The following is a 10,819-nucleotide window of genomic DNA, read 5'->3' as shown; positions in this document are numbered from 1 at the left end:
AGCTGATCCATCTTCAAGGTATTGGCCAGGGTCGAGATCCACTCGCCTTCCTTGAAGCCGAGGTCCTTGCCCTTGACGTCCCAGTTGCCGGTCGGGACGGTGTACTGGTGGACGGTGATGCCGATCGTGCGGCCCTTCAGTTCCTTGCTCAGGACCTGGGTCCAGGCGGTGTCGAAGCCGCTGCCGCCGCTGGCGATCATCTTCGGCCGCGACTTCTCGGGCGCCCACAGGAAATGCTCGTAATTGCTGTACAGGCTTGCGTAGTACTCGGGCTTCATGTTGCCGCCGCAGCCCCACAACTCATTGCCGACGCCGAAGAAGGCCACCTTGAACGGCTTTTCGCGGCCGTTCTGGGCGCGCAGCCTGGCCAGCGGCGAGCCGCCTTCCGCGGTCATGTACTGGACCCAGTCGGCCATCTCCTGCACGCTGCCGGTACCGACGTTGCCGTTGACGTAGGCGTCGGCGCCCATCATCTCGATCAGGTCGAAGAACTCATGGGTGCCGACGGCGTTGATCTCTTCGACGTGGGTCCCCCAGACGTTGCTCGGGCGCTTGTCCTGCGGGCCAATGCCGTCGCGCCAGTGGTAGGTGTCGGCGAAGCAGCCGCCCGGCCAGCGCACCAGCGGCACATGCAACTCTTTGAGCGCGCCGACGACGTCATTGCGCCAGCCCCGGGTGTTGGGGATGTTCGACTTCGTGCCGACCCACATGCCTTCGTAGACGCCGGTGCCGAGGTGTTCGGCGAACTGGCCGTAGACGTATTTGCTGATGACCGGGCCGGGTTTGCCGGCGTCGATGTTGATGCTGACCTGGTTGGCGGCAAAAGCCGGGGCCGCGATCAGGCCGAGAACGGCCAGGCCGTGTTTGATGGTGTTCACAGGGGTTGTCTATTCAAGTGGGGTGCGAGCGGAGGAAGGCGGAAAGTGATCGCGCCTTGTCAGCGACGGTCTTCCGTCCCTTGCCCGACGCGGTAGTAGTCAAAGTCGACACGGCCGCCGGCCGTCTTGGTCGAGTAATAGAAGAGGCCGAAGCGATAACCCATGAAGTGCGGGAAGGTGTACTTCAGGCGAGAGGGACGACCGATGGGGGTCCAGGTCTTGCCGTCGAGGCTGTAGGAGAAGCGGGCGATTTCGGGCGCGGGCTCGAAGTCGCAGTCGACCCTGAGATGAACGGTCTTGCCAGAGAGGGGAATGGAAGCGAACTCTTCGGGCTTATCCGTTTCGGCGCTCACCATGACGAGCGATCTGGCGCCGTCGCTCATCTTGACGCCCACGAAACCGTACTGCCGTTGAAAGGCGGACAAGCCGGCCCAGTCGCCGTCCTTCATGCCGCTCACGTCGATGCGGGTGGTGGCCGAACTGCTCGGGCCAAAGGTGCGCTGGGTGAGCGTGTTCGGGGCCTCGAGCAGCGTGGGAACGACCCGGCTGGTGGTGAGGCTCAGGTAGCCCGGCCGCTTGGTGAGCGACCAGTCATGGGGCTTCGGGTTGTGATTCCATTGCCAGGCCAGCGGCAGGGCGGGGTCACCGGGCCGGCGGTCGAATTCGTCGGAGGCGACGATGCCGGAGGCTCCCGAGACGCCCTGTGCGCCGGCGGGGATATCGAGCGTCATGGGTGCCTTGCCGTTTTCGCCGAGCACGGGCCAGCCGTCTTTCCAGGTCACCGGCACGAGGTAGGGGATGCGACCGACGGCCGCGTTGTCCTTGAAGAGATAGGCGTACCACTTGCCTTCCGGGGTGTCGATGAGGCCGCCCTGGGCGATACCACGGTCATCGAGGGCGATGCGACCTTCGTAGGGGCCGTCGATGGCGTCGGCGCGGTGGATGGTGACGGTGCGTGCCCAACGGCTGCCGGGTGAGGCAATGTTGAAGAGGTAGTAGCGGCCGTTGGCCTTGAAAAGCTGCGAGCCTTCGCCCTTGAGCCCGCCCTGGTCGGCGCCGAAGAGGGCGTTGACGTTTTCGACGATGACCTTGTTCACGCCGCCGGGCTTGATGCCGGAGAGATCCGGTTTCATCTCGGTGAGCATGATTCGGCCGCCCCCGTAGACCATGTAGACGCGACCGTCGTCGTCGAAGAACAGACTGTGGTCACCCAGCAAGGGCTCGAAGCTCGTCTCCTTCCACGGGCCGCGTTCCGGATCGCGCGTGGTGTAGATGTGGGTGCGACCCGTGTTGGCGGCGAACGTCGAGGCATGGAAAACGCCGTCGTGGTAACGCAGGCTGCTGGCCCAGGAGCCTTCACCGTAGGCGTTCTTGCCGTTTTCGAGGCGCAAGGCGTCGTTGTCGGCAAGGGTTTGATAGGCGTACGAGGCCATGGTCCAGTTGACCAGGTCCGTCGACTTCATGATCGGCAGGCCTGGGCTCATGTGCATCGTCGTGCTGCTCATGTAGTAGGTCTTGCCTACGCGAATGATGGCGATGTCCGGGACGTCGGCCCAGATAAGAGGGTTATGAGCAGGATCGACCTGCATCTCCTTAGGGGCCGGTGCCGCTGAAAGGGGCTGAGACGTGATGCAGGCAAGGACGAGGGCCAGCAGGAGGGAAGAAATCGGTCGGCTCATGGGGTGGGGTCAGGTTGTCAGGGTTGGTCCAAGTTCTTGTCTATGGAGGTCATCACTGCGGGCTTCGCCAGTACAAGTTGTAGTAGCCGTGCGCGATTCTGTGGAACGGCAGCAGTTCGTACCCCTCCCCAAGGCCCGGCCCGCTCAGATGGAATGCCAGCACGCCCGCATCGCGCCGGATGGCCCCATCGAGACCGGCGCCACCCAGGGGCAGCGGGAGGATCTCCAGCGGCTCCGTGAACGTCTTGCCATAAGACACGTTCCACGCAACCAGATCGGCACCGGGCGCCATGGCGGGGCCGGCGACGCGCGCGGCCAGCACCAGGGGGCCGTACATGAGCGCCGCAATCTGGGGCGCGTTCGGCAACGGTGCCAGATGCACATGCATCGGCAGGTCGATATCCAGGACGTCGCCGTTGCGCCAGGTGCGCGAGAGCTCCACGTAGCGCCCGGCCTTGTCGCTGGCCATGAGTTGGCGGCCGTTCAGGCGCACGCTCAGCTGCCGGCACCAGCCCGGGTGGCGCAGCTTGAGGACAAGCTTTGTGGGCCGCTCCAGCCGTAGCGTCAGGCGGCTGGCGCCGCGCTCGGGAAACGTGGTCGTCTGGCGCAGATGCACACCCTGGTCGGCCCAATGCAGATCCGACGCAATGTATTGATTCACATACAGCACTTCCCGACGGTGGAAATAGATGGAATCGCCGTGCTTGGCGTGACTTTCCATCCCCGTGCCGGTGCAGCAGAAGAACGAATGCTCATGCGTGCAGTAGAGCTTCGGATAGGTGCGCCGGGTGGCCTGGAAGTAGGTGAACATGCCACTGTCCGGGTCCTGGGAGGCGAGGATGCCGTTGAACAAGGCACGTTCGTGATAGTCGGCGTAAGCGGCCGATGGTTGCGCGGCGAACAAGGCTTGCGTCAGACGCAGCATGTTGTAGGTGCAACAGGTTTCCATGGTCGAAGCCGAGGCCAGATGCTTCTCGAATTCGGCGGGCGGAAAGAAATGCTCGTTGTCGCCATGCCCCCCCGTCGCAAACGAGCGCTGCTCGACTACCGTGCGCCAGAAGTAGCGCGCGGCCTGCCGGTAATGCGCCTGTCCCGTGAGTCCGTGCAGCCGGGCGAAGCCGATCACCTTGGGAATCTGCGTGTTGGCGTGCAAGCCGTCGAGGGTGTCGCGCCCTTCGGCAAGCGGCGTGAGCAGGGCCCGGTGGCTGAAGCGCTCAGCCAGGCGCAGGTAGCGCGCCTCCCCGGTCAGCGCGTGCAGGTCCGCCAGCACTTCGGCCATGCCGCCGTGCTCCAGATCGAGCATTTTTTGAAAGCGCGGCTCGTCGACCGGCCGCGCGGCCTCGTCGACCCAGTCGCCGATACGCACCAGGACCGCGAGCGCCTGGGTGTTCCCCCGGTGCAGATACGCGTCGCGCAGGCCGGCCATCAACTTGTGCAGGGTGTACCAGGGCACCCCAATGACAGGGCGGCCTGCCAGGCAATTGCGCAGTTGCGTATCGCCATCGGGGAAGCCGCACACCAGGCCGCCGGGCGCCGCTTCCTGGCAGGCCTGTAGCTCACTGACGACGTAGTCGATCCTGGCGCGCAGCGCCTCCCGTCCGGTGGATGCCCACAACATTGAGCAGGCGCTCAAAAAATGGCCCAGGGTGTGGCCCGGGCAAAGCCCTTCCGCCTCCCATCCGCCGTACACCGGCGCCTTCGGAGCGAGCCCCGCATTCTTCCGGAAGTTGTGCAGCAAGCGGTCGCAGTTGAGCGACTCGAGGTAGAGCGCGTTGAGGCTCTGGGACTTGCGAAAAGGACCGTCGAGCAGCCGCACATCCGACAAGGGGAAAGGCTGCGCGGTTTCGCCCTCACTGTCTCTCTCTTCGGCCTCGGCTGGCATGCCAAGCAGCAGCGGCGCAACGGCGATGGCTTGCAGCAGGTGCCGTCGTAGTTGATCCGCCGGGACCCCGTCGCCCCGGGCGACACCGGCGGTCGATACCTTGCAGGTGATCTTCTGAGTTTTCATATTGATACGGTTGCTATGTCCGACCCGCCGATGGCGAGCCCAGCGGCCTGGGGCCAGCTCCGCATGGCTAGCGCGCGTAGAGCGCGAACGCGAAGTCCATGGGTCGGCCCTCACGGTCCTTCAACGGCCGGTCGTCGAGGCTGGCCTCGCCGTCGGCATAGACGTCGCTGCGGCTGGCGCGCAGATTGATCGTCAGCGCGTCCTTCTCGCCCTGCAGCGCCAGTGCGTAGCGGTGACCGGACTTCAGCACGACCGGCGGGTGGGCGCTGAAGTCGAAGCTCAGCAGCCCTGCTCCTTGCGGCCGGTAGGCGATGGCCAGGCCTTCGCCAGCGCCGAGCAGTTCGGTGCCGGCCTCCACGTCACGCAGCGACAGGCGCAAGCTGCGCGTGGCATCCGTGCCGTGGCCGTCGCCCGCGTACAGGCTGAGGCGGCCCAGTGCGATGTCGGCGCGCGGCACGAAGGTCTGCACCAGGCGGCTGGCGCCGCCGCCGTCGCGATGGAAGCCCACGGGTTCAGGGGCCTGCTCGAAAGGCCGGGTGACCGAGGCCAGCGCCGGGCTGCCCGGCCAGGTTTCGGGATAGCCCTGGGCGAACTGCTGGACGGCCACGCGGGGGTCGGAGCGGCCCGGGTCCGCCAGCGCGGGCACCTTGCCGGTGGGCGGCTTGGGCGGCGCACTGATGCCGGCCTCGGTCTGCGTCACGGGCCACATGCGGCCGTCGGCGTCGTAGTAGAGGTATTCCATCGTGACGGAGCGGCGGGCGCCGGCGCCGGTCTCCCCATCCGGCAGGGTCAGCGCGCCGTTGTGATAGACCAGGTAGGACTGTCCCTTGAAGTCGTCGATGACGCCGGCGTGGATGGTGTAGCTGTTTTTGGCAGTGCCGGTCAGCGTGCCCTGGTAGGTCCAGGGCCCGCGCGGGCTGGGCGCGGTGGCATAGGACAGATGCTCGGCGAGCCCCTGGTGCGCCATGGACGCGTAGGTCATGTAGTACATCCCCTTGCGCTTGGACAGCCACGGCCCCTCGGTGTAGTTGGGCAACGCGATCTTCTCGATGGGCCCGTCCAGCTCGGTCATGTTCGACTTGAGCTTGGCCAGGTAGAGCACCGGGTTGCCCCAGGCCAGCCAGGCGGTGCCGTCGTCGTCGATGAGGACGGTGGGGTCGATGTCGTTCCAGCCGTAGGGGGCCGGCGTCGCGGCATCGGTGATCAGCGCCGAGCCGCGCGCATCCTTGAACGGGCCCAGCGGGTTGTCGGCCACCGCCACGCCGATGGCCTTGCCCGGCTGCGTGTCGTTGTGCTGCACGGTGGCGTAAAAGTAGAAACCTGCGCGGCCCACGCGTCGCCCACCGCCCACTTGAAGTCGGTAGGCTTCATGAAGGCGCCGTGGGCGATCCAGTGGCGCAGGTCCTTGGAGGAATAGGCCAGCCACTCGTTCATGCGGAAGAACTCGTCGCCCTTGGCCTCGTCACGGCCGACGTAGAGATAGACCGTGTCGCCCACGACCAGCGGTGCAGGGTCGGCGGTGAAGCGGTCACGCAGCACCGGATTGGCGCCGGGCGCCGGTTCGGCAGCCGGCGCGGCCCCGCAGGCGAGGGCGGCGCAGCAAAGGGCGATGCGGTGCAGGAGACTGACGAGGCGCATGGCTGGGCGTGAACCTTCAAGAGGTTGTTGCGGGCGTTACCCGGAGTGGTTTTGAGAGACCTGGAATCGCCCAACCCGGTCTAGGCACAGCCGAAGGCTTGGATGACGACGTGGGAGGCCAAACCCGAAAAGGGTCTGACCAGTTTATGCGTAAACTTCAATTTGGTCATACCAAAGTCTGTCGACAATCGCCCGCTGCATGCCCGCCAGCGGCAGTTCGAACTGGGCAATCTGAAAGGTGAAGCGTCATGTGGCATGGGTCGAGATCGCCCGTAGTTTTCATATCCGGGCTGCTGTCATGCATCGCCTTGACGCTGTTGCCCTGCGCGGCGCCGGCATCTGCGTTGAAGGGCGGGGGGCCAGCGGCGAGCGCGTCCAAGGGCTTGTCGACCGCCACTTGGACGCCGGACAACGGCGACGGCACCTTCACCAATCCCTTGTTCTATGACGAGTTTTCAGATCCGGACCTGATCCGCGTCGGTGACTGGTTCTACCTGACCGGCACCACCATGCACACCATGCCGGGCGTGCCGATCCTGCGCTCGAAAGACCTGGTCAACTGGGAGTTCGTTGCCTACGCGATGGACAAGCTCGACCTCGGCCCGGCCTTCCGGCTGGAGGGCGGCAACCACATCTATGGCCTGGGTATCTGGGCGCCGTCCTTCCGCTATCACGAAGGCAAGTTCTACATCTTTGCCAACGTCAACGGCCAGGTGACCCAGATGTTCACGGCCACCGATCCGAAGGGGCCTTGGACACGCACGCCGATGAAGCGCAGCTTCCACGACCTGTCCGTGCTGTTCGACGACGGCAAGGCCTATGTCGTCTGGGATCACCAGACGATGCGACTGGCCCAGCTGACGGACGACCTGACCGACATCGTGCCGGGCACCGAGCGCGTCTTGTTCACCAAGGACGCCGGCATGGGCGAGGGCGCGCACTTCTACAAGATCGACGGCAAGTATTACATCATCAGCGCCAATTACGCGGGCGGCTTTCGCATGCCGGCGGCGCGAGCGGATCATGTGCTGGGGCCCTACGAGGTCCATCAAGCGATCAGCTTGCATGAGGACTTCGGCATGGCCTCAAGCTTGCGCCTGGGCACGCGCCAGCCGCCGTTCGAGACCTGGGGGCCCGACCCCGCCGCCAACCACAGCCTGGCGTTGCACCAGGGTGGCATCATCCAGACGCCTGCGGGCGAGTGGTGGGGCTTTTCGATGATGGACTTCAACTCCGTCGGTCGCCTGCTCAGCCTGTCTCCGATCACCTGGAAGGACGGCTGGCCCTACTTTGGCCTGCCGGGCAACCTGACGCGCACGCCGCGGACGTGGGTGAAGCCCAAGACTGCCACGCCGCAGCCGGTGCGTGTGCCCTTTCAGCGCAGCGATGATTTTTCGGCGCCGCAGCTCCAACCCCTGTGGCAGTGGAACCACGTCCCGGTCGACGACAAGTGGTCGTTGTCAGAGCGGCCGGGTTTCCTGCGGCTGCATGCCCTGCCGGCGACCTCGTTCTACGACGCGCGCAACACGCTGACGCAGCGAGCGATCGGGCCAATGTCCACGCCAACCGTCCTGCTCGATGTGTCGAACCTCAAGACGGGCGACACCGCAGGCCTTGGGCTGCTCAATCTGCCCTATGCGACTTTGGGCGTCGAGAAACTTGCCGACGAACTCAATGTCGTCTTTTACGACCAGCGCCTGGATCAGCGGGTGCGGGTGAAGATGACCGGAACGCGCATCTGGTTGCGGGCCGACTGCGACTTCCTCACCGAACGGGCGCGCTTCAGCTATTCGGTCGACGGCAACACCTTCACGCCCATCGGCAACGAGGTCGTGCTGCTCTATCAGACCTTCACCTTCCAAGGTGTTCGCTATAGCTTGTTCAACTACAACACGACCGGCGCCGAGGGCGGTTTTGCCGATTTCGACAGCATCGACGTCCATCAGCCGCATACCCGCGGCCTGATGCGGCCCATTCCCTATGGCCGATCAGTCCGGCTGACGTCGTTTCACGCGAGCACCGGCCTGGCGGCCAGCGGTGGGCGCCTGGTTTCGGATGCGCCGACGCGGTTCGAGATCGTCGACCGCAAGCTGGGCCGTGTCGCCCTGCGATCGGGCCGACGCCATGTCACGGTCGGCGAGGACGGTGGGGTGACGCTGGTGGCCGGCCAGCCGGGCACGGCGCAAAGCTTCCAATGGATTGAAACCCCGACGGGCGAACTGGTGCTGATGTCATTGGCCACCAACCGCTTCCTGCGCATCGATCCGAAGACCGGGGATATCCGCGCCGACAGTCCTGGCCCCATGCCGGACAACAGCGACGGCGCGCGCTTCACCTGGTCGCAGTAAATAGGGTCGTGCCGGCGAATCCGGGAAGTCAACGGTGCCGGCCGGCACTCAGCCTGGCCCATCGTGACTGGCCGAATCAGCAGTTCCCAGGCCGGGGGCCGCTCACTGCGGGCCCCGCAGCCGCAGAGAATTGAAAACCACGCTGACCGACGACAGGCTCATCGCGAGCGCCGCAATCATGGGCGACAGAAGCCACCCGGTGAACGGATAGAGTGCGCCGGCCGCCAGCGGCACGCCGAGTGCGTTGTAGACGAAGGCGAACACGAGGTTCTGTCGCATGTTGGCGATGGTGGCCTGGGAGATGCCTCGCGCCCGGGCAATGCCGCGCAGGTCGCCCTTGACGAGCGTCACCTGGGCGCTGTTCATCGCCACATCGGTACCGGTCCCCATGGCCACGCCGACATCGGCTTTGGCAAGGGCCGGCGCGTCATTGATGCCGTCGCCCGCCATGCCCACGACGCGGCCCTCGCGCTGCAGCCGTTCAACAAGCGCGAGTTTGTCGGCCGGCTTGACCTCGCCATGGACCTCGTCAATGCCCAACTGCTTTGCGACGGACTGCGCGGTGGTCAGGCCATCGCCGGTGGCCATCACCACGCGCATCCCCGCGTCATGCAGGCTCTGGACCGCCTCGGGCGTGCTCGCCTTGATGGGGTCTGACACGGCCAGGATGCCCATCAGGCGCCCCTGTTGAGCCAGGAACATCACGCTGCTGCCTTGCAGGCGAAGGTCCTCGCCGGCCGCACGCAACAGCGACACGTCCACGCCGTCCTGCGCCATCAGCGCCGCGTTGCCGAATGCAAGTTTCTGGCCCTCGACGACACCTCTGACACCAATGCCCGTGGAGGACTCGAAGTCCACCGCAGGCGACAGCGCGAGCTTGCGGGCGCGCGCCGCATCCACGATGGCCTGCGCGAGCGGATGCTCACTGCCCTGGTCCAGGCTGGCCGCCAGTCGCAGCACCTCGTCTTCGGTCACACCCTGCGCCGCCACGGCGCGGTCGAAGGCCGGCCGGCCTTCGGTCAGCGTGCCCGTCTTGTCGACGATCATCGTGTCGAGCCGGCGGAAGTTCTCGATGGCCGAGGCATCGCGGAACAGGATGCCCTGGGTTGCAGCCTTGCCGGTGGCGACCATGATCGACATCGGTGTCGCCAGGCCCAGTGCACAGGGACAGGCGATGATGAGGACCGACACCGCGTTGATGAGCCCAAACTGCCAGCCCTGCTCACCGCCGAGCAGGCCCCAGGCGAGGAAGGCCGCCACCGCGATGCCGATCACGACCAGCACGAACCAGCCGGCCACCTGATCGGCCATTCGCTGCATGGGCGCCTTGGAGCGTTGAGCCTGGGCGACCATCTGCACGATCTGAGACAGCATGGTCTGCGATCCCACGCGCTCCGACTGCATCACCAGTGAACCTGAGGTATTGATGGTGGCGCCGATGACCTTGTCGCCGGGGCGTTTGGTCACGGGGACCGGCTCGCCGGTCAGCATGGCCTCGTCGATGGCGCTCGTCCCCTCGATGACGACGCCGTCCACGGGGACCTTCTCGCCGGGGCGGATGCGCAGGCGGTCGCCGACGTGCACATGCGTGAGCGGGACATCTGATTCGCTGCCGTCCGGTTCGATCCGCCTTGCCGTCTTGGGCGCCAACCCGAGCAGTGACTTGATGGCCGCGGAGGTCTGCGACCGCGCCTTGAGTTCCAGCATCTGCCCCAACAGGGTCAGCGAGATGATGACGGCCGCCGCCTCGAAGTAGACGCCAATCCGGCCATGAGCCGCAAAGCTCGGCGGAAACAGTTCAGGCGCGACCGTCGCGACCACGCTGTAGACGAACGCCGCGCCGGTGCCAATACCGATCAACGTCCACATGTTCGGACTGCGATGAACCAGGGACTGCCAGCACCGCTCAAAAAAGGGCCCGCCGGCCCACAGCACGACCGGCAAAACCAGGACCAGCTCAAGCCAGCTTTGCTGAGCGGGGTCCATGAGGCTGAACCGATGCCCGGCCATCGCCAGAGTCATGACCACCACGCTCAATGGCAGGGTCCACCAGAAGCGGCGGGAGAAGTCCCGCAGCTCCGGGTTGTCGTCTTCCGCTGTCGCCTCCGGGATCAGCGGCTCCAGGGTCATGCCGCACTTAGGGCAATTGCCCGGGTGGTCCTGCCGGATCTCGGGATGCATCGGGCAGGTGTAGATCGTGGCGCCACCGGGTTGCGAAGGGCTTGCGGAATGCGTGTCGTGATCATGGTGACGATGGTCCATCGTGTT

General features: G+C 65.6%; 6 protein-coding genes and 1 pseudogene. 1 reads left to right on the top strand and 6 read right to left on the bottom strand.

Features of this window, described 5'->3' with window-relative positions; translation table 11 throughout:
• From ASC91_RS12750 to ASC91_RS30270, 5 genes and pseudogenes are all read right to left on the bottom strand, one after another.
• A pseudogene (locus tag ASC91_RS12750) lies at positions 1-878 on the bottom strand (alpha-N-arabinofuranosidase); the annotation flags it as partial.
• 59 nt (positions 879-937) lie between these two features.
• Positions 938-2,557, bottom strand: coding sequence for a glycoside hydrolase 43 family protein (locus tag ASC91_RS12745; protein WP_056197128.1), 1,620 nt, complete (start codon positions 2,555-2,557; stop codon positions 938-940).
• 52 nt (positions 2,558-2,609) lie between these two features.
• Entirely contained in the window at positions 2,610-4,565 is a 1,956-nt protein-coding gene (locus ASC91_RS12740; protein ID WP_056197127.1) for a glycoside hydrolase family 127 protein, read from the bottom strand.
• 67 nt (positions 4,566-4,632) lie between these two features.
• Positions 4,633-5,865: a family 43 glycosylhydrolase gene (locus ASC91_RS28845; protein WP_235531969.1), complete on the bottom strand. Its 1,233-nt coding sequence runs from the start codon at positions 5,863-5,865 to the stop codon at positions 4,633-4,635.
• Positions 5,769-6,203: a family 43 glycosylhydrolase gene (locus tag ASC91_RS30270; protein WP_235531968.1), complete on the bottom strand. Its 435-nt coding sequence runs from the start codon at positions 6,201-6,203 to the stop codon at positions 5,769-5,771. The genes ASC91_RS28845 and ASC91_RS30270 overlap by 97 nt, the downstream gene beginning before the upstream one ends.
• 383 nt (positions 6,204-6,586) lie before the next feature.
• Between ASC91_RS30270 and ASC91_RS12730 the strand changes: the two genes are divergently transcribed.
• Positions 6,587-8,551, top strand: a complete 1,965-nt coding sequence (locus ASC91_RS12730) for a glycoside hydrolase 43 family protein (protein WP_200955266.1) — start codon at positions 6,587-6,589, stop codon at positions 8,549-8,551.
• A gap of 102 nt (positions 8,552-8,653) precedes the next feature.
• On the opposite strand, the gene ASC91_RS12725 is transcribed toward ASC91_RS12730, so the two are convergent.
• A complete protein-coding gene (locus ASC91_RS12725) occupies positions 8,654-10,813 on the bottom strand; it encodes a copper-translocating P-type ATPase (protein ID WP_082532631.1) in 2,160 nt (719 codons plus the stop codon).
• Positions 10,814-10,819: the final 6 nt, after the last annotated feature.

Origin of the sequence: Pelomonas sp. Root1237 (assembly GCF_001425055.1) — a bacterium.
Taxonomy (GTDB): Bacteria; Pseudomonadota; Gammaproteobacteria; order Burkholderiales; family Burkholderiaceae_C; genus Pelomonas.
This window is presented reverse-complemented; position numbering and strand designations above follow the sequence as displayed.

Excerpts from the sequence above, each read along its gene's own strand:
- ASC91_RS12725 (WP_082532631.1), bottom strand. The coding sequence starts at position 10,813 with ATGGACCATCGTCACCATGATCACGACACGCATTCCGCAAGCCCTTCG.
- ASC91_RS30270 (WP_235531968.1), bottom strand. The coding sequence starts at position 6,203 with ATGCGCCTCGTCAGTCTCCTGCACCGCATCGCCCTTTGCTGCGCCGCC.
- ASC91_RS12740 (WP_056197127.1), bottom strand. The coding sequence starts at position 4,565 with ATGAAAACTCAGAAGATCACCTGCAAGGTATCGACCGCCGGTGTCGCC.
- ASC91_RS12745 (WP_056197128.1), bottom strand. The coding sequence starts at position 2,557 with ATGAGCCGACCGATTTCTTCCCTCCTGCTGGCCCTCGTCCTTGCCTGC.